This is a genomic window from Sphingomonas colocasiae (assembly GCF_019880585.1).
GTDB classification, from domain to species: Bacteria; Pseudomonadota; Alphaproteobacteria; order Sphingomonadales; family Sphingomonadaceae; genus Sphingobium_A; species Sphingobium_A colocasiae.
The window spans coordinates 1-26,139 of record NZ_JAINVV010000007.1 but is presented as its reverse complement, the minus strand read 5'-3'; the positions used below and the strand labels follow the sequence as shown (position 1 = coordinate 26,139).

The following is a 26,139-nucleotide window of genomic DNA, read 5'->3' as shown; positions in this document are numbered from 1 at the left end:
ATGACGACCAATACCGAAAGTCGCATATCGCAGCGCGGCGCCTCCACGATCTGGATCATGCTGCTGACCGTGGCGAGCACGGTGACGACGCTCCTCCTGTCGTGCGCGACGCCGTTTCCCGCGCTCGCCGCGCTCGCCGCCGTCCATATGCATCGCCGCGACGGGATGACGCTGATGGGGCTCGCCTGGCTCGCCAGCCAGCTCACCGGCTTCCTGATCTTGGGTTACGAGATGAAGGAAACCACGACGGGCTGGGCGATCGGCCTGGCGGTCGCTGCGCTGGGCTCCGCCGCCGGCGCCTATGCCGCGCTCGATCGCCTGAACGGCAAATCCACCGTGCTGCGGCTGGCCATCGCCTATGGCGCGGGCTTTGTCGCCTTCAAGCTGGTGATCCTGGCCTTTTCCGTCTGGCTGGGCGGCGTGGCGACCACGCTCGATCCGGACATCCTCGCGCGCCAGTTCCTGCGCAACGGCGCGATCCTGATCGGGCTGTTCGCGCTGTATCACGGCCTTGTCGCGCTGGGCGTGCCCGCCGCGCGCGGCCGGGCCGCCGCCGCATGACCGGCCATCAGCCCGATGCGGCATTGCTGCGCCGGGTCGCCGTGCTGGAGGCGGAGAACGACCGCCTCCGGCGCGTGGTCGAAACGCTGCGCGCCGATCGGCAGACGGCGCATGATCTGGTGCGTCAGGAGGTGAAAAGATGCTCCGGCGTGTAGAGGATGGGGCGGCGGTGGTCGCCTGCAACACCTGCCGGCACGCGCGCGATGCGCGTGAGGATGGGGAAGGGCGGCGCGGCGGCGCGCGCATGGCCGAAGCGCTGCGGACGGTGAAGGCGTCCGATCCGCGCTATGACGGGATCGCGGTGCAGGACATGCCGTGCCTGTTCGCATGCGGCGATTTCTGCACCGTGCATCTGCGCGCGCCCGACAAGGTCGGTTATGTGCTGGGCCGTTTCACGCCCGATGAGGAGGCCGCCCGCGCCATCCTCGATTATGCCGTACGCTATGCCGAAAGCGCGCATGGCCGCGTGCCGTTCGCGCTCTGGCCGCAGGGGGTGAAGGGTCATTTCATCACGCGCACGCCGCCCGCCGGCTTCTTGGTGGCGGAATGACCGGCTTCGCGACGGTCGCCGCGTTCGAGGCGGCGCTGGGCGCGCTGCCCGCCATCGATCCCGACGCGGCCGCGGCAGCGCGCGCGCGTCAGGCGCGACTGACCAAGCCCGCCGGGTCGCTCGGCCGGCTGGAGGATATCGCGGTCTTCCTCGCCGGCTGGCAGGGGCGGGCATTGCCCGCGATCGATCGTGCGCGCGTCGCGATCTTCGCGGGCAATCATGGCGTCACCGCGCATGGCGTCAGCGCCTTTCCGCCGGAGGTGACCGTCCAGATGGTCGCCAATTTCGAGCGGGGCGGCGCGGCGATCAACGCGCTGGCGGGCGCGGCCGGGCTCGAACTGGCGGTCGTGCCGCTCGACCTCGATCGTCCCACCGCCGATTTCACGATCGCGCCCGCGATGGACGCGTACGAATGCCTTGCCGCCTTGTCGGCGGGCGCGGCGGTGGTCGAACCGGGCCTGGACCTGCTTGTGCTTGGTGAGATGGGAATCGGCAATTCGACGGCCGCCGCCGCCTTGTGCGCGCGCGGTTTCGGCGGATCGGCCGCCGATTGGGTCGGGCCGGGCACGGGCGTCGACGATGCCGGCATCGCCCGCAAGCGCGTGGTGGTCGATCGCGCGATCGCCTTCCACGCCGCCGCGCCACTGACGCCGTTCGAAACGCTGCGCCGCGTCGGCGGGCGCGAGATCGCGGCGATCGCGGGCGCGGTGCTCGCGGCGCGCATGGCGCGCGTACCCGTCATCCTCGACGGTTTCATCTGCTGTTCGGCGGTGGCGCCGCTGGCGGCGATGACGGGCGCGATCACCGATCATTGTCTGGCGGGGCATTGCTCGGCCGAGCCCGGCCATCGCCGATTGCTCGACCGGCTCGGCCTCGATCCGCTCCTGGCGCTCGGCATGCGGCTGGGCGAGGGCAGCGGCGCCGCCGTCGCCACCGCTATCGTCCGCGCCGCGCTCGCCGCGCACGGCGGCATGGCGACATTCGCCGAGGCCGGCGTGTCGGACGCGGGATGAGCGGCTTCCTGCTCCATCTCCTCCGCCATGGCGCACCCGAACGGACGGGGCGGATGATGGGGCGCACCGATTGCCCGCCCACGCCCGACGGCATCGCCGCCTGTGTCGATCAGGCGGGCACGCTCCCGGTCGAGACGCTTGTCGCGTCCGATCTTGCGCGCGCGCGGCTTGCGGGCGAGGCGCTGGGGGCGGTGCTGGCCTTGCCGCTCAAGATCGATCCGCGCTGGCGCGAGCTCGACTTCGGCGATTGGGACGGCCGGGCGGCGAGCGAACTCGATCCGGCCGCCCTGGGCCGTTTCTGGGATGATCCGGACGGCAATCCGCCACCGGGCGGTGAGCGCTGGTCGGCGCTGACGTCGCGTGTGGCGGCCGCCATCGACGCGCTGCCCGCGCGCGATACGCTGGTGATCGCCCATGGCGGCGCGATGCGCGCGGCGCTGGCCGTGCTCTGCGGGTTCGACCAGCGCCAGATCTGGGCATTCGACCTGCCCTATGCGTCGCTGCTGTCGTTGCAGGTCTGGCCGGGCGAGCGGCGCTCCGCCCGGATCGTCGGGCTCTGGCCGTGAAGGGCTTCATCATCGCCCTGCAATTCCTGACCCGGTTGCCGACGCCGCGCGTCACCGCCGACGAGGCCGCGTTCGCCGCGTCGATGCGCTGGTTCCCGGCGGCCGGTCTGGTGATCGGCGGGCTGGTGGCGGGCGCGGCCTGGGTCGGCGGGCTGGTCGATCCCTGGATCGGCGCCCTGCTCGCGCTCGCGCTATGGGTGTCGGTCACCGGCGCGCTCCATCTCGACGGCCTGTCCGATCTCGCGGATGCGGGCGGCGCCGCGCACAAGGATCGCGAACGCCTGCTCGCGGTGCTGGCCGATCCGCATGTCGGCAGCTTAGGCGTGGTCGCGATCGTGCTCCAGCTTGTCGCCAAGCTGGTGCTGCTGCGCGCGGCGATCGAGGCGCATCTGATCTTTGCGCTGATCCTGCTGCCCTTCGCGGCGCGGATCGGGCCGCTGGCTTGGACGCTCTGGCTGCCGCCGCTCCATCAGGGGCTGGCCGCGCGCTTCCGCGCGGCGGTGCGGCCGATCGACATCATGGTCTGGGCGGTGGCGCTGCTGGCCGCATCCTGGCTGGTTCCGGCGCTGCTCGTGGCGCCCTTGCTGATGCTGTGGTGGGGCTGGCGCATCCGCCGGACGCTCGGCGGCATTTCGGGCGACGGGCATGGCGCGGGCATCGAGCTCGTCGAAACCGGACTGCTGCTCGCGCTGGTGATCGTGGCGCGCATCGCATGAACGGGCGCTGGACCTTCCATGGCGGCAGGCTGGGCGAGGCGCGCGCCGTCTATGGCGATGCCGCTGGGCCCTGGCTCGATCTCTCCACCGGCATCAATCCCCATGGCTGGGCGTCTCGGGATGGTTTGGGCACGGACGCCATTGCGATCGACTGGCGGGCGCTCCCGGACGAAGACGGGCTGCGCGCGCTGGAGCGGGCCGCCGCCGCGTCTTTCGGCGTGGATCCTGGATTCGTCTGCGCGCTGCCCGGCACCGAGATCGGCCTGCGCCTGATCGGGGGCCTGTTGCCCGGCCCGGCGCGGCATGTCGCGCCCGCCTATCGCACGCATGGCGAGATCTTCGCCGGGAGCGTGGCGATCGCGTTCGACGCGATCGATACGCTGTCGGCGGGCACTCTCGTCATCGCCAATCCCAACAATCCCGATGGGCGGATCGTCGCGCCTCAGGCGCTGGCCGCGCATCTGTCGCGCCTGTCGGCGGCGTCGGGCTGGCTGGTCGTCGACGAAGCCTTCGCCGATGCGGTGCCCGAAGCCAGCGTGGCGGGCCTGGTGGCGGATGATCGGCCGCTGGTCATCTTCCGGTCCTTCGGCAAGTTCTTCGGTCTGGCCGGGCTGCGGCTGGGGTTCGTGATCGGCCCCCGCGCATTGATCGCCCGTTTTCGCGCCGCGCTCGGGAGCTGGCCGGTCTCCGCCGCCGCGCTGGCGATCGGCGCGGCCGCCTATCGCGATCTCGATTGGGCCGGGGATATGCGCGCCCGGCTGCTCGCCGATGCGGCGGCGCTCGATGCGGTGCTCGGCGGCCACGGCCTGAGGCCCATCGGCGCGTGTCCGCTGTTCCGCCTGGTCGAAACCGATAGGGCGGCGGCGCTGTTCGATCGGCTGGCGCGCCGGGGCATCCTCACGCGCCCCTTCGACCATGATCCGCGCTGGCTGCGCTTCGGCCTGGCGGGCAGTGACGCGGCGCTCGGGCGGCTGGATCGGGCGCTCGGCGATGGCTGAACCGGTCGCCTCGCTCGCGCTGGCGATCGATGCGGCGATCGGCTGGCCGCCGGGCCTTTATCGCAGGATCGGCCACCCGGTCGGCCTGTTCGCGCATATCATCCAGGGGGCGGAGGCGCGCTGGAACCAGCCATGGCGCGGATCGGCGTTCCGCCGCGCCGCCGGCATCGTGTTGGTCGCTCTGTTGCTGCTGGTCGCGGGCGGGGGCGGCTGGGCGCTGCACCATGCGGTTCTGCGACTGGCCGGCGGCTGGGGCTGGCTGGCGGTGGCGTTCATGGCCGCGCCGGGCCTTGCCCAACGCAGCCTTTACGATCATGTCCGCCCCGTCGCGGCGGCGCTCGATGCGGGCGATGCGCCGGCCGCGCGCGCCGCGCTGGGCATGATCGTCGGGCGCGACACCGCCGAACTCGACGAAGCCGGCATCGCGCGCGGGGCGATCGAAAGCCTCGCCGAAAGCTTTTGCGACGGCGTGGCGGCGCCGCTTTTCTGGCTGGTGGCACTTGGCCTGCCGGGCCTGTGGATCTACAAGGCGATCAACACTGCGGACAGCCTGATCGGTCATCGTGAGGAACGATGGCGCGCCTTTGGCTGGGCGGCGGCGCGGCTCGACGATCTGCTGAACCTGATCCCCGCGCGGCTGGCCGGCATCGTCATCTGCCTGGCCGGTGGGCGCGGCTGGCGCATCATGATCCGCGATGCCGGCCGGCACGCATCGCCCAATGCCGGCTGGACCGAAGCCGCGATGGCGGGGGTGCTGGGGCTCAGGCTGGCGGGGCCGATCGCCTATGACGGTGTCGTCCACGACAAGCCGTGGATCGGCGATGGTGATCGCGCGGCGGACGCGGGCGAGATCCGGCGCGCGCTTCGCGTCTATCTCCGCGCTTGCCTGTGCCTGTGGGTCGTCGCAGGGGGGATCGCATGGGCGCTGTGATGTTTCAGGGAACCGGCTCGGATGTCGGCAAGTCGGTGATCGTCGCGGGCTTCTGCCGCGCGCTCGCCAATCGCGGGCTGAAGATATTGCCCTTCAAGCCGCAGAACATGTCGAACAACGCGGCGGTGACGGTCGACGGTGGCGAGATCGGGCGCGCGCAGGCGTTGCAGGCGATCGCCGCGCGCGTGGAACCGCATAGCGACATGAATCCCGTGCTGCTCAAGCCGCAGGCGGACCGCACCGCGCAGCTCATCGTGCATGGCCGGGTGCGGGGAACGCTGGGATCGGGCAATTTCCGCGAGGCGCGGGGCGCCCTGCTGGGTGAGGTGATGGCGAGCTATCGCCGGTTGCGCGCCGCATGCGATATCGTGGTGGTCGAAGGGGCGGGGTCGCCCGCGGAGATCAACCTGCGCGCGGGCGACATCGCCAATATGGGTTTCGCCCGCGCGGGCAATGTGCCGGTGGTGCTGATCGGTGATATCGATCGCGGCGGCGTGATCGCGGCGATCGTCGGCACGCGAGCGGTGATCGATCCCGCCGACGCCGCGATGATCCGCGGTTTCCTGATCAACAAGTTCCGTGGCGATCCGGCCCTGTTCGAGGATGGCTATCACCAGATCGCGGCGCTCTCGGGCTGGCGGGGGTTCGGCGTATTGCCCTGGCTGCCAGCCACCGCGCGCCTGCCCAGCGAGGATGCGGTGGTGCTGGAGCGCGCCGGGCCGGGCCGGGGCCTTCGCACACGCGTCGCCTGCCCGATCCTGCCGCGCATCTCGAATTTCGACGATCTCGATCCATTGAAGCTCGAACCCGATGTCGAACTGGTCATGGTGCCGCCCGGCCGGCCCATTCCGGCCGATGCCGCGTTGATCGTGCTGCCGGGATCGAAGGCGACGATCGCCGATCTGGCGGCGCTTCGCGAACAGGGCTGGGATATCGACATCCGCGCGCATCACCGTCGCGGCGGCGCGATCCTGGGCTTGTGCGGCGGCTATCAGATGCTGGGCACGCGCATCGCCGATCCCGATGGGATCGAGGGGCCGGCGGGCGCGGTCGACGGGCTCGGGCTGCTCGACGTGCGGACCGTGCTGGGGCCGGCCAAGGCGCTGCGCGCGGTGGCGGGAACCGCGCTCGGCGCCCGGTTCGACGGGTATGAGATGCATATGGGCGAAACCACCGGCCCGGATGCCGCGCGCCCCTTCGCGCTGTTCGACGATGGCCGCCGCGATGGCGCGATCGATGAGGACGGGCTGGTGATGGGCAGCTATGTCCACGGCCTGCTTGCAGATACGGCGCAGCGGCGCGCGCTGCTGGCGCGGATCGGTGTGGCGGGGGCGGGCGGCGACTATCGCGCCTCGGTCGACGCCGCGCTCGACGAGATCGCCGGGGCGCTGGAAACGCATCTCGATATCGACGCGATGATCGCGCTTGCGGGCGAGGCGGCGGCATGAGCGCGCCAACGCTGTTCGTGCTCGGCGGCGCGCGATCGGGCAAGAGCCGCTACGCGCAGGCGCGCGCCGAGGCGATGGCGGGTGCGCTGGTCTTCGTCGCGACGGCGCAGGCCTTCGACGCGGAGATGACCGACCGGATCGAACGCCACCGGGCGGATCGCGGCGATCGCTGGACCACGGTGGAGGCGCCGCTCGATCTGGCCGGCGCCATCCGGGCGGAAAGCGCGCCGGACAGGATCCTGCTCGTCGATTGCCTGACGCTATGGGCGTCGAACCTGATGATCGCCGATCGCGACATCGCCGCGGAGGCTGCCGGCCTGACGCGCGCGATCACCGCGGCAGCAGGGCCGGTAATCCTCGTCGCCAATGAAGTCGGGCTGGGGATCGTGCCGGACAATGCGCTGGCGCGCCGCTTCCGCGACGTCGCCGGCGCCATCAATCAGGCGGTCGCCGCGTGCGTGGGGGAGGCGGTGTTGGTTGTGGCGGGGCTGGCGATGCCGCTGAAATCTACGCCTTGTTCTTGATATCGCGTCATTTCATCGAAAATCTGGTCCCGTTCTCGACGGTCTTGGGTTAGGGTGCCCCGCCGATTCATGTCGCGGAATCGGGTGCGGGAGTGGTCGCCATGCGGAATATCGTCCGGTCGGGTCCGCATGCGCGCGCAACGTCGTTGCTGCGCGGATAAGGATGTCGGTTAACCCCCCGAACCGATCGCCGATGCCATGGCTTGCCAATGACCCCTGAAGCGCGCGCGTCCGATCGCGATCATCATCGTGTTCTGGGCCTGAAGAGCGACGCTTCGCCCGAGATGATCCGCGCGGCCTATGTCCGGCTGATCAAGAAATGGCATCCGGACGTCAATCCCGCGCCGCGCGCGCATGCCCGGTTTCAGCGCGTCACCGAAGCCTATCGCGCGCTCACCGTGGCCGATGCCGACGATGCGGACTGGCATGCGCCGGAACAGCGCGAGCTGGACACCGGCCAGGTCGCGCTGGCGCCGTTGCGCTGCGATCGCTGCGGCGATCTGGCGCTGCAGCCCCGGCATATCCGCTTTCCCATCATCGTGTCGGCGCTGGTCTATAGCTGGCGGCGCTATGACGCCGGCAATTTCTGCCCCGATTGCGCGCGCAAGGAAGCGTTGCGCGCAAGCCTGATCACCGGGCTGCTGGGCTGGTGGAGCGTGCAGGGGCCGTTCCGCGTGCCCAAGGCGATCCTGCGCAACGCGCGCGGCGGCGAGGTCGATTTCGAGCGGAGCCTCCGCCTGATCTATCATAACCTTCTCGCCTATCGCCATGACGGCGAAGGCAAGGTGACGGCGGAGCTGGGGCACCTCATCAAGACGTCGCGCCAGAGCCTGTCGCTGGAGGCGAGCCTGATCATCGCGAGCTTGCCGAGGCACGAACCACCCGCCACGGACGGGCCGGATCCATGGTCGCCCCGGCTGATCCAGACGCTCCAGCACCTGCTCTGCGGGGCGTTCGCCCCGCTCACGGCGCTGTTCGTCGCGCAAATGCTCTGAATCGTCGCTGCGTCGCACAAAACGTCATCGCCTTTTTTGATCGACCGGTTCACAGATTGAAAACGGTTTGCGGTCAATGAGTATGATCAACGGTTCATTGAGTAAAAAAGGATCTGCGGTGTCGGATCTCTGGTCGAGTTTGTTGCGGCGGGGAAATGCGCGGCGCGTACGCTCGGGCAAGGCGGGCTGTCGGCTTTATGCGATCGGCGACGTCCATGGGCGACTCGATCTGCTGGACGAGCTGCTCGACCAGATCATGCGGGACATGGTTAACAGGACGCCAAAAAAGACCTTCCTGGTCTTCCTTGGCGACCTGATCGATCGCGGCCCGGATTCGGCTGGCGTGGTCGAGCGCCTGCGCACCTATGCGCCGCTGGGCCTGTTCCCGATCTTCCTGCGCGGCAATCACGAGGAAGCGTTGCTGCGCATCCTGGAAGGCGAGGGCGAGATCCTGGCCGACTGGCTGAAATTCGGCGGCGACACCTGTGTCGCGAGCTATGGGCTTGATCCCGACACGCTGGCGCAGATCGATCCGATGGCGGCGATCGATCGCATGCGCGCGAAGATCCCGCGTGGACACCGTGCGTTCCTCAGAAGCTTCGGCGATACCTTCCGTTTCGGCGACTATCTGTGCGTTCATGCCGGCATCCGGCCGGGCGTATCGCTGGGTGAGCAGACGCCGGCGGATCTCCACTGGATTCGCGAGCCCTTCCTCAGCGACCGGACCGATCACGGTTTTGTCGTCATTCACGGTCATACCGTGGTCGAACATGTCGACGAGCAGCCCAACCGGATCGGTATCGACACGGGGGCCTATCGCACCGGCAATCTGACCGCCCTGGCAGTGGAGGATGATCAACGATGGTATCTGAAAACCAATAAAACAGGCCTTTTTGCGGGTCTGGAGCAGGTTTCGTTAACGGCCGGAGCGTAAAGTCGGAAAAAATGATCCGGTAGCTGACGTTACGGATCCGTTCCCCCCTCCGGGTCGTTTGGATCCGGCAAGCCCGATGTGCCGAAGGATGATCGCGTAATGGAACTGCTCAAAGCTGATCGATCGGTCGTTCGTTTTGCGACCGGTTTCGCCCTGCTTGCAGGGCTGCTGATGCTGCTGGCCGGTTGCGCGGGAACGCGCGGCGGGCCGATTCCCTATGATGTCCAGGATTTCGGCAAGCCCGACGAACCGGTCACCTTCGCGCTGGAGGACGGCTACAAGATCGCGCCGATGGATACGCTGAAGATCACGGTCTTCAAGATGGCCGATCTGTCGGGCGAATATCAGGTCGATCTGACCGGGCGGATTTCCCTGCCGCTGCTGGGCGAGGTCAAGGCCGTCGACATGACGACCGCCGAGCTCGATGCCGTCCTGACCGAGAAATACGGCGAGAAATATCTGCAGTCGCCCGATGTGAGCGTCGGCATCAAATCCTCCACCCGCCGCAACGTGACCGTCGACGGATCGGTGCGCCAGCCGGGAATCTTCCAGGTCGACGGGCCGATGACGCTGATGCAGGCGGTGGCGATGGCGCGCGGCGCCGACGAGAACGCCAATCCCAAGCGCGTCGCGATCTTCCGCCAGATCAAGGGCAAGCGCTCGGCCGCCGCGTTCGACCTGACGAGCATCCGCAAGGGCGAGATGGAGGACCCGGCGGTCTATGCCGGCGACATCATCGTCGTCGACGGATCGGCGATCAAGGCCGCGCAGAAGCAGTTGATGCAGTCCGTCCCGTTCTTCGCTTTCCTGCCGATCTGATCCGGTCGGACCAAAGGGGTTTTCGCCTGATATGACCAACCAGGATATCGATCGATCGGATTATCGCGTCCGCCAGATCGTCCGTCGTTCGGGCGGTGCGGTTGCGCTGCCGATCGATCCGGGCCAGCGCAGCTACGGCAATTCGGATGGCGGCGACATCAACCTCGCCGCGATCCTGCGCATCATCATGGAATGGCGCTGGCTGATCGTCGGCGCGGTCGCGGTCGGCCTGGTTGGCGCGGTGTTGCTGACCTTGTTCACCACGCCGTTGTATCGCGGCACGGCGACAATCGAGATCAATCCGCCGACCGTGGAGATCCTGGAGGATTCCAAGGGACAGGCACAGGGGATGAAAAGCGGCGACTATCTGGCCACGCAGGTCGGCCTGCTGCAGAGCCGCAGCCTTGCCCAGCGCGTTGCGCAGGATCTGAACCTGGCATCCAATGCGGAGTTCGTGCCGGCCACCGGTGATCGCGAGCAGCGCGCGAAGATCGCGGTGAACAAGCTGAGCGATGGTTTTTCGGTGCAGCCCGCCCCGTCCGGCCAGCTGATCAAGATCAGCTATTCCGCGACATCGCCCGCGCTTGCCGCGAAGATCGCGAACAGTTTCGCGGACAGCTTCATCGCGACCAATCTGGAGCGGCGCTATGATGCATCCTCCTATGCGCGCAATTTCCTCCAGCAGCAGATCGGCAAGGTAAAGGGCGAACTGGAGAAATCCGAGCGGCAGCTTGTCGAATACGCGCAGGCGCAGGGCATCATCAACACGGTCAACCAGCAGAAGGATCAGGTCAGCGGCGACGTCAATTCGCTGCAGGGCGCATCGCTGGTCGCGCTGAACCAGGCGCTGGCGGAGGCGCAGACCAAGCGGATCGCGGCCGAGCAGGCCTATCGCCAGACCGCTGCCGTCGGCATGACCGCCGAAGTCAATCAGAGCACCCAGGCGATCCGCCAGCAGCGCGTGGCGCTGGAGGCCGAATATCGCGAAAAGCTGACGACGATGAAGCCGGACTATCCGGACATGATCAGCCTGCGGTCGCGGATCAACGAGCTCGACCGCCAGATCCGGTCAGAGGCCGCGCAGACGGCGAGCGGCCGATCCAACACGCTGCGCGCCGAATATCAGGCCGCCGCCGCGGCCGAACGCACGCTGCAGGGGCGGGTCGCCGAACTCAAGGGATCGGTGATCAACCTGCGCGGGCGCAGCATCGAATATAATATCCTGCAGCGCGAGGTGGATACGAACCGTTCACTCTATGACGCGCTGCTGCAGCGCTACAAGGAGATCGGTGTTGCCGGCGGCGTCGGCACCAATCTGGTCTCGATCGTCGATCGCGCCGAAATCCCGGCATCGCCTTTCTCGCCCAATCTGCCGTTCAACCTGGCGATCGGTCTCGGCCTGGGGTTGCTGGTCGGGATCGGCGGCGCCTTCGTCATCGAATTCATCAACGACACGATCACGACGCCGGACGATGTGCGCGACAAGCTCAAGCTCGCCTCGCTCGGCGTGATTCCGAAGATGACCGGGCAGAAATCGCTTGCCGAGGAGCTTGAGGACCAGACCTCGCATATCTCCGAAGCCTATTTCTCGCTCCGGACGTCGCTGCAGTTCACCACCGACAATGGTGCGCCGAAATCGCTGTTGATCACGAGCTGCCGCGCGGCGGAAGGCAAATCGAGCACCGCGCTCGCCATGGCGCAGAATTTCGCGCGGCTCGGCCGGCGGGTGCTGTTGATCGACGCCGATCTCCGTAAACCGACCTTCAAGGTGAAGGCGGAGGATCGCGGCCTTTCGAAGCTGCTGACCAATCACGAGCCGCTCAACAGCCAGACCTTCAAGACCTATTTCGAGAATCTGTGGCTGATCCCGTGCGGGCCGTTGCCGCCCAATCCGGCGGAGTTGCTGGCGACCGGCCGCTTCACCGCGCTGTTGACCGAGGCGCTTGGCCGCTTCGACATGGTCATCGTGGATGGCCCCCCGGTGCTGGGCCTCGCCGATGCGCCGCTGCTGGGGGCGGTATGCCAGGGCACATTGATGGTGGTCGAGAGCAGCCGTACCCGGACCAAGGTGGCTGTGGATTCGATCAATCGCCTGCAATCCTCCGGCAGCCAGATCCTGGGTGCCGTTCTCACCAAGTTCAAGCGCCAGTCGCATGGCTATGGCTATGGCTATGGTTACAGCTATGAGCCGTACAAATATGGCGGTAGCATCGACAAGCGCGAGCTGGAGATCAAGCTGATCGAGCAGCAAGGCGACGATTAAGGTATTTCGTCTGACGGTGGGAAGAGTGATGACATCGGTGGGGCGGCTGATCCTGATGGGGGTGCTTGCCCTGGGATGTGCCTGGCTTGTCGTGCGGACGGCGATGGTCAACAGCGTCGATCAGGGCGTCGCCGTGCTGGTCGAGCGGTTCGCGCCGGGCAGCCCGCAGGTCGATCTCGCGATCGCCTCGTCCGAATTCGTCGCCGATGGCGGCGGTCAGCCGGTCGCGACGCCCGAAATCGTCAGGCGCGGCCATGATGCCTTGCGCAAGAGCCCGCTTGCGGCCGAGCCCTTCCTGTTCGATGGCGCGGCGGCGATGGCGGCAGGGCGTGCGCCGGTGGCCGATCGTTTGTTCGCCGAGGCGTTGCGGCGCGATCCCCGGTCGCAGCTGACCCGGCTGCTTCTCTATCAGAACCTGATCGGGATGGGCCGTTACGAACGGGGCTTTCGCGAACTGATGGATCTTGCGCGCCTTGCGCCGGCACTTGTCGGTCCGCTGGCGCCGCAACTTGCGAAGCTGGCGGTGATGCCCGAGATGCAGGCCTCGCTGCATCGCACATTGCGTCTGAATCCGGCGATGCACGACGCCTTGCTTCTCGAGCTTGTGAAGGCGCGCACCGACCCCTCGGTGATATTGGCGCTTGCCGATCCCATTCGCCGCACCGGACCGAAGGGCCGTCCGCCGTCATGGCAAGGCGCATTTCTCAACAGTCTTATCGTCAGGGGGCAGGTTGCCGAAGCGCATCGGCTGTGGCGGCGTTTCACGGGAATTCCGGCGGTCGATGGCATCTTCGATCCCGATTTCGAACGTCGCGTGGCGCCGCCGCCATTCAACTGGATCCTGGCGGATGGCGGCGCGGGCGTGGCCGAGCTGACAAAGGGCGAAGGCCTTGCGATCGAATATTTCGGCCGTCAGCCGGCGGAGCTTGCGCGCCAGTTGATCGTTCTGGAGCCTGGGCGGTATCGCTTCTCCGCGCGCTTTTCGACTGAGGAGGCCGATGCGGACACGGGGCTGGAGTGGCGCATAAGCTGCGCGCGGAGCCGTATTGTCCTTGGCGCGTTGCCCGTGCCGGGTACGGGCGGACGCGAAGTGACCGCTCCGATAGTCTTCGACGTGCCTGACGATTGCGCCGCGCAGATACTGGCGTTGCGCGGCACGCCGCGCGACAGCGGCGGCGCGAGCCATGCGAAGATCCGCGGGCTTGGGCTCAAGCGGGAGGGCGCGCAATGATGCGGATCCTTCGCCTTTCGATCGTGCCGCTTTACCTTGCGCTTTGCCTGCTGCTGGGCGGAAGCGTGCGCGGTATTTGGGGCAATGCCTTGCTCCAGTTGCTGGCGCTGCCGCTGATCTGCGTCGCCCTGGCGGTTCGCAGCGAGACCGCAGCACCGCTGGCGGCTCGCAGACTGCTGGCGATCTGTTGCGCGGCGATCGGGCTGGTCGCGGTGCAACTCGTCCCGTTGCCGCCGGCGATCTGGACGAATATTCCCGGGCGGGGCGACATCGCCGAGGGGTTCGCAATGCTTGGGCAGCCCCTGCCGTGGCTGCCGATCTCGCTCGCTCCGCATGGCACCTTGGGCTCGATCCTCTGGATGCTCCCGGCCTTCGCGATAATGCTGGCGGCGCTTCGTCTGCGGTCGGTGCGCGCGAGCTGGATGGCGGCCGCGATGCTGGCGGTGACCGTCGCTGCGATCGCGGTGGGGGCGCTGCAGAAATCCAGCGGCTATCCGCGCACATCGCCCTGGTATTTCTACGAAATCACCAATTTCGGATCGGCCACCGGCTTTTTCGCCAACGTCAATCACATGGCGAGCCTGTTGTTGATGGCCATGCCGTTCCTGGCGGCGCTGCTGGCGGCCGTACGGAGCAGGCATGGATCCAACACCAAGCGGGCGCAGGGATTGACCGCGCTGCTGGCGGGTGCCGGCGTGCTTGTCGCCATCGGCATATTCACCAATGGGTCGCTTGCCGGTTTCGGCCTGGGGATACCGGTGCTCGCGGCGAGCGTGTTCATCGCGCTGCGGTTGCGGCCGCGCGTCTGGCATGCGGGCGTGCTTGCCATTCTCGGCATCGCGGCGACCGCGCTGGTGTTCAGCAGCCCGTTCAACAATCTGACGGGGGACGAGGCCGGACAGGTCGATTCCCGCTATGGGTCGTTCAGGACCGGCCTGATCGCCACCGCCGAACATCTGCCGTTCGGTTCCGGCCTGGGCAGCTTCGTCGAAATCTATCGGACGCACGAGAATCCGTCACAGGTCACGCAGACCTATATGAACCATGTTCACAATGATTATATCGAACTGGCCCTCGAACTCGGCGTGCCCGGCCTGGCCCTGATCCTGCTGTTCCTGCTGTGGTGGACCGGCCAGACCATCGCGATCTGGCGATCGCCCGATCCGCTCCACTTCGCGCGCGCGGCGACGGTCGCTTCGGGGGAGATCCTTGCGCACAGTATTGTCGATTATCCGTTGCGCACCGCCGCGATTTCGGCGCTGTTCGGATTGTGCGTCGCGTTGATGGCGCTGGGAAGCGTTCCCGAACGCAAAAGCAGCCGCGCCGCACGCCACTTATCCGCGGGCTGATATCGGATCCCGATGAATCGAACGTGTCGGGATCCGGTACCGGCAGCGCATCACGGACGCGCCGGATGCGTTCAGCGCCTGTTGCGGACCGCGTCGTCGATCGCGTCGAGATAACGCCGGACCACGATCTGCTCGTCGAAGTCGCGTTCGGCCTTGTTGCGCGCGGCGATGCCCATCTCCGCCAGCGCTGCCGGGCTCAGATTGCGCAGATCGGACATGGCGGCATGAAGCGCCGCCACGTCGCGCGGTGCACACAGCCGGCCGGTCACGCGGTCTTCGACGATATCGCGGCAGCCCGGCACATCGGTGGTCAGCAGCGGCTTTCCCATCGCCGCGCCTTCCAGCAACGTGCGTGGCGTTCCTTCCGGATAATAGGTCGGCAGCACAAGGCAGTCCGCATCGGCGATGTGCGGGCGTACGTCGTCGGCGGGGCCGAGATAGTCGATCACGCCTTCCGCCTGCCATTGATCGAGGGCGCTTCGCGGCACGCCGTCCGCGCCGAATTCATCGATCATGCCGACGATCCTGAAGCGCGTATCGGGATGCGACTGGAGGATCTGCCGCGCGGCCTCGATATATTGGGCGATGCCCTTGGCCCAGAGCAGCCGGGCGATGAGCAGGAAGGTGAAGGGGCGGGCGGCGCCGGCTTCGTCGCGCGGCGCGGGCTTGAAACGCTGCAGGTCGACACCCGATCCGGGCAGGAGGCGGATCACCTCGTCGGCGACCAGCTTGTGCGCGGCGAAGAGCGCCAGATCGTCGCGATTCTGGAAGAACACCGTTCGCGATCGGCTGAGCGCCACGCGGTAGAGGCCGATGACGACACGGTTGAGCCAGCCCTTGCCGACGAACATCTTGCCCAGCCCGGTGATGTTGTTGACGACGGGAATGCCCAGGCTGTGCGCCGCCATCGAGCCATAGAGATTGGGTTTGATCGTGAAGCCGAGATACACGTCCGGGCGCTCGCGCCGGAACGCGGCCCGATATCGAAGCGCCAGACCGATATCGTGGAGGGGAGATCGGCTGCGGCCGTCCATTTCGAGCGGTATGAAGCGGGCGCCAAGATCCGCGATGCGCGCCGAATGGGCATCGGTCGGGGTGAGCGCGATGACCTCGTGCCCTTGCGCGACCAGCGCCCGCACCAGCCCGGCGCGAAAATTCACCACGTTCCAACTCGTGTTGATCGAGATTGCGATCTTCAACTGGCTACTCCCGAAACTCTGCCTCACGCACCTGAATCCAGCGGAATCCCGGCATCGTCCCGATCATCCATAATGGCGCCGCCATTGGGGACCAGCCGGTTCCGCCCCGTTCACGGGACGCTTCGGCGCAATAGGATCCGCCGGTTAAGGATATGCGTAACGATCGGCGCTATGGGCCCTTGCCAAGTGAAGGAAGGGCTGCGACGCGTCGAGGCCTGACGTGCGGGGAACGACGCCATATGATCGTCTATTGGTTGCTGTTTTCCCTGTGCGCGATCTTCGCGCTCGAAGGCGGGCGCAGGCGGCGCGGAAGCGCGGTGCCCAACCAGGCGCTTGTGCTGGGTGGTGTATTCATCGCCTTGATGATCGGCCTGCGTTTTCAGATTGGCGCGGACTGGCCGAATTACATGGCGCATTACAAGCGCGTCACTTTCTTGTCGTTGACGCAGGTATTGGGCCAAGGGGATCCCGGCTACTATGTGATAAACTGGATCTCCAGCAGGCTGGGATTCAGCATAAGAGAGGTCAATCTGGTCTGCGGCGCGATCTTCGCCGTTGGGTTGATCGCCTTTGTCCGCACTTTGCCCAGACCATGGCTCGGCATGGTGGTCGCGGTGCCTTATCTCGTTATCGTCGTCGCCATGGGCTATTCGCGCCAGGGCGTCGCCATCGGCCTGGTGATGCTCGCGCTAGCGATGTTTACGCGGGGCCATCTGGTGAAATTCGCGATCTGCACGATCGCCGCCGTTTCCTTTCACAAGACCGCTGTCTTCGTTTTGCCGCTGGTGGCGCTGGCGAGCACGCGAAGCCGCATTCCCACGGTGCTGGCATTGGGCGTCATGGCGGCGATGCTCTATTATCTCTTCATCGACAGCGCCGTGGATCGACTGGTCTATGGCTATATCGAGACAGAGTATGATTCCGATGGAGCGGCCATCCGGGTCGCCATGAATGCGATTCCCGCAGTCATATTCCTGCTCAATCAGCGCCGCTTCGAGCTGGCGGAGGCAGAACGCAAATTGTGGCGCAACATGTCGATCACCGCGCTTGCCTGCATACCTGCTCTGATGCTTCTTGGCGGATCGACCCTGGTCGATCGCCTGGCGCTTTACCTGATCCCGCTGCAACTTTTCGTTCTCGCCTCGCTGCCCAGGGCTCTGGGTTCCAATGGCCGCGAGAACGGGCAGATTGTGCTGGCGGTTATCGCCTATTCGGCCGCGATCCTGTTCACCTGGCTCAATTTCGCGGGCCACACCGAGGCGTGGGTTCCCTACAAGCTTTATATCGGTCGCTGATACATATTTCGGAAACTCCGCACGTCGTATCGTCGGCACATATGATCTCATTCGTTTGCCGGGTTCGCTGGGCCTTCATTTTTGATCGGCTATCGGGGCGCCATGCATCCTGGATGCTCGATCGGGTTTTGAAATGGAGCTCTCAGGATGGCGTCTGCCGGGCAGGATCGAACTGTGAGCGATAGCCGAGAGCGGAAGACCGTCGGCATTCCCACGGCAAGCATCGATTTCCTGCGCGGAATTGCCGCGATCTATGTGGTGATCAATCATGCGCGCGGAAACCTGTTCGTCGGTGGGGAAGCGATCCTGGCCGGCGGTGACGCGACGCTTCTCGACAAGATAGCGATAGCGTTGCTCCAGGCGACGGCGCTGGGCACCGAATTCGTCGTGCTGTTCTTCGTGCTGAGCGGCTTCGCGATGGCGCACAGCGTCAGCCACACCAGAAGTCGGGCAGGCTTCTATCTGAAGCGCATGATCAGGGTATGGCCGGCCTATCTCGCGGCGCTCGCCTTTGCCGTTGTCGTTTGCGTGGTCGTGACGAAGCTTGGAACACAGTACAAGTTTGGGCAGGGGTGCGCTGAAAAATTGTGCGAAGTCGGCAACGTTTTGCGGATAGCATTTTATCTGGACGTCAAGACTTCTCTAACACCACAATTTTGGTCGTTGCCGTACGAGATTGCATTTTATGCAATGGATCCATTTATATTGTCGTCTCAAAGATTAGTTATATTCGTATTTATAGCATCGTGCTTTGGAATGATGCTGTCGATGATATTTTTTGGATTGAAGTTCAATCCGGCAGGATTTTGGGAAAATTTCTTTCTTCAGGAGATTTTTCTTTTCGCCGTTGGGGCCATGGCTTATAGATTCTTTGAAAAAATACCGATCGTAGGCGGAGTTAAGTTGATATCAATAATGACTTTGTCATTTTTGTCTGCGCTGTTGATAAAGAAGATTTATGGCGAGACGAATTTGATTGGCAATATCATATTCTCCATTGCGACGGTTATATTGATCAGAAACTTGCCGAATGGGTTTGGTGAATCGAAGTTGAATTTTGGATATTTCAGCTATTCGATATACATCTATCATGTTGCGATACTTGGTCTTTTTCTCGCTTTGTTGCAGGTTGCCGGATGGGATGGCGCCATGCTGACCAGCTATTGGGGGTGGCTGCTGGCCCTGCCGCCGACAATAGGCTTTTGCTGGATTCTGTGGTGGTGCAGCGAGCGGCCATGTATCGCCGTGCTTGATCGAATTCGCCAGCGGCAGCGGGTGAATGTCGAGGCGACGAGCTAGGTCGCCCCATATGCGCTGGATGACATGGATGGGGATGGCCGATGGCGGCGATAGGCCGTCGGGCGTTGTCGATGGGCGTCGAAGAGGTGGGAAGGGCAGGGCTGTCGCATCATCGCCGTCGGCCGAAGGGGATGGGCGATGCGATCCGAAGCCGTTCCGCCCGTGGCTGGAGGTGAGATGAGTTCGGCGTCCCCGCGCATCGCGCACATCGTTCCCGCCGACAATCTGGGCGGAGTCGAGACGGCCGCGCGTTCGATGGCGGAAAGCGATCGGCTCGCATGCGAGTTTCGCCTGCATTTCATCGCGGGAGAAACCCTTGCGACGCGAACCGATCGGATCGCGCCGTCAAATGGCCATGGCATCGCGGCATTCTGGCGGGCGTGGAAGCGGCTCCGTGGTGAGCGGCCCGATGTCGTCATCTTCTCGCTCTGGCGCAGCGTTCCGCTTGCGCTGGCGTTGAAGCTGGCGCGTCCGAAAACGCGGATCGCCTATTTCATTCACAGCGCGAAGGTGCGGCATGTGCCCGATGCCATCTGTTCGTGGCTCGCAAGCCGATTTGCCGATCAGGTCTGGTGCGATTCTCAAGCCACGCTTGATGAGCGGCGTGATATTCCCGCCCGTGCGTCAACGCATATCATCTCCTTCGTGACCAGCCGGCGCGAACCCCCTGACCAGCGAGCATTGGCCGCCAGATTTGTCAGTTGGGGGCGTTTGAACCCGATCAAGGGGATCGATGATTCAATCCGTTTGATCGCGCGGCTGAACTCTTCCGGTGTCGATGCCCGCTTTGAAGCTTGGGGACCCGATGATGGAGACAAGGCGAGATTGGTTGATCTTGCCGCCGAACTGGGCGTCGCTGATCGGGTCGCATTCCCAGGGCCGGTGGCGCGCGGCCGCATCGCTGATGTTGCGGCGCGTCATTCATTCTTTCTGCAACTCAGCAGGCATGAGGGAATGGGCATGTCGGTGGTGGAGGCGATGCAACTCGGTCTTGTTCCGATCACGACCGAAGTCGGACAGATGGCGCATTATGTGCAACCGAGGCGAACCGGGGTGCGGGTCGATCGAGCCAGGCTTGACCTGGCCGTCGATGAAATCGTCGCACTGCTTGCCGATCAGGCCGCTTTCCTTGATCTGTCTCGTGGCGCTTATGCCTATTGGCAGTCCGCGCCGCTCTATGCCGATGATGTCTGCGCGGGCGCATCCGCGCTGTATAGGGATCAAGCAAAGTGACTGGTGAGCCATTGGTCCACGGTCCGGATCGGCCATCTGGCGGGGCGTGGATAGCATCATGATCCGCAATGTGTTCATGCTGGCCGGTTCGAACGTTGTCGCCCAGGCGGTGACCCTGCTGGCCTACCCGGTGCTGACCCATCTCTATTTGCCCCGGGAATTCGGTGTTTTCGGGTTGATCACATCGATCGCCGTTGTGATGGGCATGGTCGTCTGCGCGCGGCTCGACACCATCATCCAGATCGAGGGGCGCCCCGCCGAACGTCATCTTCTGTGGTTGTCGCTGGCCATCGGCTTCGGTGCATCCGGCATATGTGGGGTGATCGGCTATTTTGCGATATCGGGAGGTCTGATCGGCATTGACGCTAGTGGCGGTCGAGCTGCTCTGCTTGCGGTGGCGCTGGCGTTGACGGCGCTTCTTAACGGGCTTTCCGCGGTGGGGCGGCAATATCAGGTAAAACATGGTCGCTACAAGCGGGTCGCATGGTCCCAACTGTTGCGGGTATCGGCAGCGGTCGCCATCCAGGTCCTTCTGGGTTTTCTTGTCGGGAATTATTGGGGGCTGCTGACAGGCTTTATCCTCGGGTCACTGCTGGCGACCGCGATGCTGATGCCACTATCGACGCTGCCTGCTAAGAATCATGTTAGATCGCTTCTTCTGGGGGTGCGAACGGCTCGGAAAAACGCTTCGCTTATCGCGATCGATTGTCTGAATGCGCTCATCTCGACGTCGACCACGTCGCTACAGCTCATTATCATCACGGCGTTGTTCGGCCCCGCTGGAGCAGGCGTCTTCGTCGTGGCGACCAGATTGATCTTCGCTCCCGTCGAGGCGATGGGTGGGGCCTTATCATCGGTCTTTTTTCAGCAGCTATCCCAAGGTGTTCGGGACAAAGCTCCCCTGCAGCCGATATTCCTCCGGTCCCTGTTGATGGCGGCCGGTTTGGTCACTTTGATGGCTATCGGTGTCGCCGTCTTGCTGAAGCCATTTGTGGAAATTTTCTTGTCGGCCAACTGGGTGGGCGTGGTTCCCATAGGCGTGGCTTTGATTCCTAACTTGATAGCGAAAATGCTTGTCTCCGGAGTCGGGTACACCGCGCTGTCTTTGCGCCGGCCGCGCCTGATCACTGCATGGAATGTTTACCAGATTGTCTCGCTGGGCATGGCATTCTCCCCATCACTTTGGCGGAATCTGGAATTAAATGTTTTTGTGCAGATCTATGGCATTCTATTGCTGTCAGGTGCCATTTTTTATGTGGTCATATTGATGATTGCGATCAGGAAATACGACAATGATCAATCATCATTGATAATTTCGCATCAAGATTTAAATATAGATTAGTTTTTAATCAATCATTATATTGGAAATATCGGAACTATGCAGGCTATCGAGAAAAATTTCAAGGTGGCTATTTCTAATGGCCCATCATTGTTTCATAAATTTGCTCATAATTATTGCGTATCAAATGATATTGATTGTGTAATTGTTGATTTTAACTCGGATGAGCTGGGGAAGCTTATTGACGATTGTGATGCGGTATTTTGGCATTACGATTCTGTTGATAGGTTTGCGCCTCATATTCTCTATGCCCTTGAATGTGCTGGCTACGCCGTTTTTCCAAATTTCAAGACATCTTGGTCATTCAACAACAAGCTTTCTCAGGCGTTGTATTTTCAGGCGACTGGGGCGCCGGCGCCGCGAACGCATGTGTTCTTCGATGAAGGGGCTGCATTGGAGTGGGGGCGAAGTGCGGATTTGCCAGTCGTATGGAAGCTAAGCACTGGTGCCGGATCTCAGAATGTAAAGTTGTTGAATTCAAGGTATGAGGTGAATAGTTTTATTAAAAAGTCATTTGGATCAGGATTTTGGACTTATCGGCGCTTTTATATATTGAAATGGAGAATTGATCAGTTCTTCAAAGGGCAGGTTGGAATAAAGAGGATTGTTGCGGCAGTTTATAGATTGATTGTTCTTCCAAAGCATATTCGTGATGCTGGAAAAGAGAGGGGGTATTTTCTTGCTCAGGAATTTATCGATGGAAATGACGGTGATGTAAGAATTATCGTTATTGGTGAGAGAGCGTTTGGAATTACAAGAAAGAATAGGGATAATGATTTCAGGGCTTCTGCCAGCGGTTTGATTTTTCATGATCCTGATCTGATCGATCATAAATATATTACGTTGGCCTTTGATCTCGCGGAACGACTGGGCGCGCAGTGCGTGGCGTTTGATTTCGTTGAAAGAAAGGGTGGCGATCCGGTGGTTCTAGAAATCTGCCATGGCTTTACTCCTCAAGGCTATTTCAAATGTCCGGGATACTGGCGCAGGGATCTGACGTGGACCGAAGGTGAAATTGAACCCTATGGATGGATGATAGAGCAGCTTCGCGATGAGGTTGCTGGGCGAGCCCAGCATCGGTCCGCCCAGGAACAGCGCCAGGAGCTTTGACTGCGATGAAAACGGACTCGTCGATATTGCGTGTCGACCTGCTGATCCTCAGCAATCTCGGGCGATCCGAGGGCGGTCGTGAAACCTGGTGCTATACCGTCCTGCCGCGCTGGCTGAAGCGCAATCCCAACATCCATCTGCGCCTGCATATGCTCGCCTCGGACGGGAAGGACGACAGCCGGCCGATCATCGCCAAGGCTTTCGCGGAAAGCAGCGACCGGTTCGAGCTTGTCCGCCATGTGGCCGGGCCGACGCGCCGGCCGCTCTTCTATTCGATGCTGCCGCGCGTCAGGGCCTTTTATGCGCGGCCGGACGTGAAGGCGCCCGATGTCAGCATCGCGATGGGGGTGATGGAGATGCTGATGCAGCTCGCCGCGCCGAAGCTGAAGAATGCGCCGAGGATCGTCTGGCTGCGCTCGATCTTCTGGGACGAAAAGAGCAAGAAACTGCCCGGTTTCCTGCATCCGCCCGTACGCCGTTTCACCGCGCGGCTGCTTGGCGGCAGTGATCTGCTGCTCGCCAATGGCGACGATATCGCCGAACATTATGCGCGATACGATCTGCCCGTGCAGGTCATCAAGAACGGCGTGGAACTGGAGCGCTGGGAAATGCCGCCACCCAGTTTCGAGGGGCCGATCCGCGTTGCCTATATCGGGCGGCTGTCGGATGCGAAGGGGAGCCTGGAATTCCTGTCGATGGCCGAGCGCATCGCCGAAGGCCCCTATGGATCGCATTTCGAATTCCATGTCTGGGGGTTCGGCAATCACGAGCCCCAGGTCGTCGAAATGGCCGATCGCGGCATCGTGAAATTCTACGGGCGTATCGAGAATACAGACATTCCCGAGAAGCTCAGGACCATGGACGTCTGCGTGGCCTTCACGCGATCCTCTGCGGATTCGGGCGGCGGCGGCACGTCCAATGCGCTGATGGAACAGCTTGCCGCCGGCCGGTTGATGCTCGCCTGGGGCAATCGCTATTACCTCCAATATCTCCATGAAGGGAATGCGCTGCTGGTTCCGCAGGACGATGCCGAAGCGGCGGCGGAGGCATTGATCGCGATCCACCAGGATCGCGCGCACGCCCGCGCGCTGGCGGCCGAAGGCAACCGGACGATCCAGCCCTATTCCGTGGAAAACCAGCTCCCCCTGTTCGAGGCGGCCGTCCGTTCGGTTGTGTGAGGTTTATGCGCTCCGGCCGGTCGCGGCCGGAGCGTATGAATCGAGAGCGGGCGACGACGGCGCCCGTCCGTCCACCATGGCGCCTCAGCGCGCGCCGAAGCCGCTCCAGACCGTGCGCAACGTGCCGGCGACGATCAGGCAATCCAGCCAGAACGAGAAGTTCTTGATGTAGTAGAAGTCGTACTGGAGCTTCCACAGCACCTCGTCGACTTCGGCGACATGGCCCTGGCGGACCTGTGCCCAGCCGCTGATCCCCGGGCGGACGATATGGCGGTAGCGGTAGAAGGGCAGTTCGGTCTCATACCATTTCGACAAGGGCATGGCTTCGGGGCGTGGGCCGATCCAGCTCATCTCCCCGCGCAGGATGTTCACCACCTGCGGCAATTCATCGACCCGATACTGGCGCAGGAAACGGCCGATCCTCGTCACGCGCGCGTCGCCGTCCCGGGTGATGGCGTCCTGGCGGCCATCGCCGGGCGCGACGGTGCGATCGGTCATCGTGCGGAATTTCCACATGGTGAAGGGGCGGCCGCGATATCCCATGCGCGTCTGGCGGAAGATCACGGGGCCGGGCGAATCCATGCGGATCAGCATCGCGACCACGCCCAGCGCCGGGATCAGCACCGGCAGCAGCGCGATCGAGACGACGACGTCCACGATCCGCTTCACCTTGCCGTACAGCAGGCCGGGAATGAGCGAGCCCAGATTATTCTCCGACAGGTGGCTGATATCGACGCGTCCGGTCAGCGATTCCTCGATCTGCTTGACGTGCATGACCAGCATGCCGTCGATCGCCCGGTCGGAAATGTAGCGCTCCCATTCGTCGGGAAGCTCGGCGCGAAGATCGACGACGATCCCGTCCAATGTATCGACCGGTGATTCGCGTTCGTTCAGGATTGTCCAGTCGACCTCCGGAATCGTCAGGATGCGTTCGAAATTGCCATAGGGCACCACGCCAAGCGCAAGGCGCGCCTCGCGCTGGGTCTTGAAATAAACGATATAGAACCAGGCGATGGTCAGCAGGAAGCTGATAAGAAAATGCAGCCGGCTATAATCGAAGCGCACGAAGAAAAAGGCCGATAGCGCCACAGCGTAAGTCGTCGCGAAGGACGGCAGGATGTAATAGGAGGATCTCACCCCGGGGTAGCGGGCCAGCTTCTTCAGGATATAGGTGCCTGTCAGGAAGGCCAGGGCCGTGGCGATCATGGACGCCTGCAGGCCATATTGTTCGAGTTCATGTTCGGCGAACTCGATGCGCAGAAGCCAGGGGACCAGAATGGCCACGATAAGGCCCGCGCCGATCTGAAATCGGTTACGGAGCCATAACGAATTTCTGAACCCGGTCGGCTTCTGGGTGCGCATCAGCATGGGGCTCGTCTAAGCGGAAAATGTTACGGAGTGTTATCCGCCGATTAGGAAAATTCGGCGAACAGAGCCTTGTGAGCGTTCAGCCTATGCTGCTACGCGAGCGGCGCCCCAACATGGTCCGGGAGTGTAGCGTAAATGGTCATTCTTATTACCGGCGTTGCCGGTTTCATCGGTTCGCATCTGGCGCGCAGGCTGATGTCGCGGGGCGATACCGTCGTCGGGATCGACAATCTGAACGACTATTACAGCGTCACCCTGAAGCGTGATCGCCTCGCGACGCTGACCAGCGATTTCGGCTATCGTTTCACCTTCGTCGAAGCCGATTTCGCCGATTATCCGGCACTGCTCGAAAAGCTCGGTGGGATCGATTTTCAGCGGATCGTTCATCTGGGCGCGCAAGCCGGGGTCCGCTATTCGATCGAAAATCCGCACGCCTATGTGCAGGCCAATCTGGTCGGCCATCTCAACATGCTGGAACTCGCCCGCCATCGCGGCGTCGAGCACATGGCTTACGCTTCCTCGTCTTCGGTTTATGGCGGCAACGATACGCTGCCGTTCCGCGTGGAAGACCGGGTGGATCACCCGCTTTCGCTCTACGCCGCGACCAAGAAGGCGGACGAGCTGATGAGCGAGACCTATGCGCATCTCTATCGGCTGCCGCTGACCGGCCTGCGCTTCTTCACCGTCTATGGCCCCTGGGGACGGCCGGACATGGCGATGTGGCTCTTCACCAAGGCGATCCTGGCGGGCGAACCCATCAACGTCTTCGGCGAAGGCAATATGCGCCGCGATTTCACCTATGTCGACGATATCGTGAGTGGCGTGGTCGCGGTGACCGACAATCCGCCGCAGGATGATGGCCTGGAAAAGGCCGGCGGCAGCCGTAGCCCGCATCGCGTCTACAATATCGGCAATCACCGCAGCGAGGAGCTGAACCGGATGATCTCGCTGATCGAGGACGCGTGCGGCCGTAAGGCGGAGAAAAGGCTGATGCCGATGCAGCCCGGCGATGTCCGGGACACTTATGCCGACATCACCGCGATTCAGCGCGATCTGGGTTTCGCCCCCACCACGCCGATCGATGTCGGCGTTCCGGCCTTTGTCGGCTGGTATCGCGACTATCACGGCGTCTGACCGGCTTCGGTTCCGGGTCTCGACGAGCGCAGCTCGGCGGGCCCCCGGCTAACGCACCGCCCCCCCCGGGCCAGAGGGGGGCCCGC

Annotated in this window: 25 protein-coding genes; 23 read left to right on the top strand and 2 right to left on the bottom strand. The window is 63.6% G+C overall.

All coding sequences use genetic code 11. The annotated features are described in order from the left end of the window. The 16 genes from K7G82_RS15080 to K7G82_RS15005 all read left to right on the top strand — a co-directional run bounded on the left by K7G82_RS15080 (nt 1) and on the right by K7G82_RS15005 (nt 14,898). Nucleotides 1-561, top strand: coding sequence for a hypothetical protein (locus K7G82_RS15080; protein WP_222990744.1), 561 nt, complete (start codon nt 1-3; stop codon nt 559-561). Next, nucleotides 558-716: a hypothetical protein gene (locus tag K7G82_RS15075; protein ID WP_222990743.1), complete on the top strand. Its 159-nt coding sequence runs from the start codon at nt 558-560 to the stop codon at nt 714-716. The genes K7G82_RS15080 and K7G82_RS15075 overlap by 4 nt, the downstream gene beginning before the upstream one ends. Next, the gene (locus K7G82_RS15070) at nt 701-1,111 is read left to right on the top strand and encodes a DUF1636 domain-containing protein (RefSeq protein WP_222990742.1); all 411 of its coding nucleotides are present in this window, start codon (nt 701-703) and stop codon (nt 1,109-1,111) included. Before K7G82_RS15075 ends, K7G82_RS15070 begins: the two co-directional genes overlap by 16 nt. Continuing rightward, entirely contained in the window at nt 1,108-2,124 is a 1,017-nt protein-coding gene (gene cobT / locus K7G82_RS15065) for a nicotinate-nucleotide--dimethylbenzimidazole phosphoribosyltransferase (protein WP_222990741.1), read from the top strand. Before K7G82_RS15070 ends, cobT begins: the two co-directional genes overlap by 4 nt. After that, the gene (locus K7G82_RS15060; RefSeq protein WP_222990740.1) at nt 2,121-2,690 is read left to right on the top strand and encodes a histidine phosphatase family protein; all 570 of its coding nucleotides are present in this window, start codon (nt 2,121-2,123) and stop codon (nt 2,688-2,690) included. Before cobT ends, K7G82_RS15060 begins: the two co-directional genes overlap by 4 nt. After that, nucleotides 2,687-3,406: an adenosylcobinamide-GDP ribazoletransferase gene (locus tag K7G82_RS15055; protein WP_222990739.1), complete on the top strand. Its 720-nt coding sequence runs from the start codon at nt 2,687-2,689 to the stop codon at nt 3,404-3,406. The genes K7G82_RS15060 and K7G82_RS15055 overlap by 4 nt, the downstream gene beginning before the upstream one ends. Then, nucleotides 3,403-4,404 (top strand): aminotransferase class I/II-fold pyridoxal phosphate-dependent enzyme, encoded by a 1,002-nt coding sequence (locus K7G82_RS15050; protein ID WP_222990738.1) that lies wholly within the window; start codon nt 3,403-3,405, stop codon nt 4,402-4,404. Before K7G82_RS15055 ends, K7G82_RS15050 begins: the two co-directional genes overlap by 4 nt. Beyond that, nucleotides 4,397-5,335 (top strand): adenosylcobinamide-phosphate synthase CbiB, encoded by a 939-nt coding sequence (gene cbiB, locus K7G82_RS15045; protein WP_222990737.1) that lies wholly within the window; start codon nt 4,397-4,399, stop codon nt 5,333-5,335. The genes K7G82_RS15050 and cbiB overlap by 8 nt, the downstream gene beginning before the upstream one ends. Next, a complete protein-coding gene (locus K7G82_RS15040) occupies nt 5,323-6,783 on the top strand; it encodes a cobyric acid synthase (RefSeq protein WP_222990736.1) in 1,461 nt (486 codons plus the stop codon). The genes cbiB and K7G82_RS15040 overlap by 13 nt, the downstream gene beginning before the upstream one ends. Beyond that, a complete protein-coding gene (cobU, locus tag K7G82_RS15035; RefSeq protein ID WP_222990735.1) occupies nt 6,780-7,307 on the top strand; it encodes a bifunctional adenosylcobinamide kinase/adenosylcobinamide-phosphate guanylyltransferase in 528 nt (175 codons plus the stop codon). The genes K7G82_RS15040 and cobU overlap by 4 nt, the downstream gene beginning before the upstream one ends. 209 nt (nt 7,308-7,516) lie before the next feature. Beyond that, nucleotides 7,517-8,302: a J domain-containing protein gene (locus tag K7G82_RS15030; RefSeq protein ID WP_222990734.1), complete on the top strand. Its 786-nt coding sequence runs from the start codon at nt 7,517-7,519 to the stop codon at nt 8,300-8,302. A gap of 118 nt (nt 8,303-8,420) precedes the next feature. Next, a complete protein-coding gene (locus K7G82_RS15025; RefSeq protein WP_343228584.1) occupies nt 8,421-9,236 on the top strand; it encodes a metallophosphoesterase family protein in 816 nt (271 codons plus the stop codon). 99 nt (nt 9,237-9,335) lie between these two features. Then, entirely contained in the window at nt 9,336-10,055 is a 720-nt protein-coding gene (locus K7G82_RS15020; protein WP_222990733.1) for a polysaccharide biosynthesis/export family protein, read from the top strand. Nucleotides 10,056-10,086: 31 nt separating this feature from the next. After that, on the top strand, nt 10,087-12,318 hold the full coding sequence (locus tag K7G82_RS15015) for a GumC family protein (RefSeq protein ID WP_222990732.1): 2,232 nt from the start codon (nt 10,087-10,089) through the stop codon (nt 12,316-12,318). A 28-nt stretch (nt 12,319-12,346) separates the two neighbouring features. Continuing rightward, nucleotides 12,347-13,549, top strand: a complete 1,203-nt coding sequence (locus K7G82_RS15010) for a hypothetical protein (protein ID WP_222990731.1) — start codon at nt 12,347-12,349, stop codon at nt 13,547-13,549. After that, a complete protein-coding gene (locus K7G82_RS15005) occupies nt 13,546-14,898 on the top strand; it encodes an O-antigen ligase family protein (protein ID WP_222990730.1) in 1,353 nt (450 codons plus the stop codon). The genes K7G82_RS15010 and K7G82_RS15005 overlap by 4 nt, the downstream gene beginning before the upstream one ends. A gap of 71 nt (nt 14,899-14,969) precedes the next feature. On the opposite strand, the gene K7G82_RS15000 is transcribed toward K7G82_RS15005, so the two are convergent. Beyond that, nucleotides 14,970-16,097, bottom strand: a complete 1,128-nt coding sequence (locus tag K7G82_RS15000) for a glycosyltransferase family 4 protein (protein WP_246623588.1) — start codon at nt 16,095-16,097, stop codon at nt 14,970-14,972. A 152-nt stretch (nt 16,098-16,249) separates the two neighbouring features. Between K7G82_RS15000 and K7G82_RS14995 the strand changes: the two genes are divergently transcribed. The 6 genes from K7G82_RS14995 (at nt 16,250) to K7G82_RS14970 (ending at nt 23,551) form a co-directional block, all read left to right on the top strand. Then, a complete protein-coding gene (locus K7G82_RS14995) occupies nt 16,250-17,392 on the top strand; it encodes an EpsG family protein (RefSeq protein WP_222990728.1) in 1,143 nt (380 codons plus the stop codon). Nucleotides 17,393-17,539: 147 nt separating this feature from the next. Further along, a complete protein-coding gene (locus K7G82_RS14990; protein WP_222990727.1) occupies nt 17,540-18,691 on the top strand; it encodes an acyltransferase family protein in 1,152 nt (383 codons plus the stop codon). A gap of 177 nt (nt 18,692-18,868) precedes the next feature. Then, the gene (locus K7G82_RS14985) at nt 18,869-19,924 is read left to right on the top strand and encodes a glycosyltransferase family 4 protein (RefSeq protein ID WP_222990726.1); all 1,056 of its coding nucleotides are present in this window, start codon (nt 18,869-18,871) and stop codon (nt 19,922-19,924) included. A 58-nt stretch (nt 19,925-19,982) separates the two neighbouring features. Continuing rightward, nucleotides 19,983-21,266: an oligosaccharide flippase family protein gene (locus K7G82_RS14980; RefSeq protein ID WP_222990725.1), complete on the top strand. Its 1,284-nt coding sequence runs from the start codon at nt 19,983-19,985 to the stop codon at nt 21,264-21,266. A gap of 36 nt (nt 21,267-21,302) precedes the next feature. Beyond that, nucleotides 21,303-22,373 (top strand): ATP-grasp domain-containing protein, encoded by a 1,071-nt coding sequence (locus K7G82_RS14975; protein ID WP_222990724.1) that lies wholly within the window; start codon nt 21,303-21,305, stop codon nt 22,371-22,373. 5 nt (nt 22,374-22,378) lie between these two features. Next, the gene (locus tag K7G82_RS14970) at nt 22,379-23,551 is read left to right on the top strand and encodes a glycosyltransferase (protein ID WP_222990723.1); all 1,173 of its coding nucleotides are present in this window, start codon (nt 22,379-22,381) and stop codon (nt 23,549-23,551) included. An 84-nt stretch (nt 23,552-23,635) separates the two neighbouring features. Here K7G82_RS14970 and K7G82_RS14965 read toward each other — a convergent pair whose 3' ends face one another. Continuing rightward, entirely contained in the window at nt 23,636-24,835 is a 1,200-nt protein-coding gene (locus K7G82_RS14965; protein WP_222990722.1) for a sugar transferase, read from the bottom strand. A 219-nt stretch (nt 24,836-25,054) separates the two neighbouring features. Here K7G82_RS14965 and K7G82_RS14960 point away from each other — a divergent pair, with 219 nt between their 5' ends. Then, nucleotides 25,055-26,053 (top strand): GDP-mannose 4,6-dehydratase, encoded by a 999-nt coding sequence (locus tag K7G82_RS14960; protein WP_222990721.1) that lies wholly within the window; start codon nt 25,055-25,057, stop codon nt 26,051-26,053. Nucleotides 26,054-26,139: the final 86 nt, after the last annotated feature.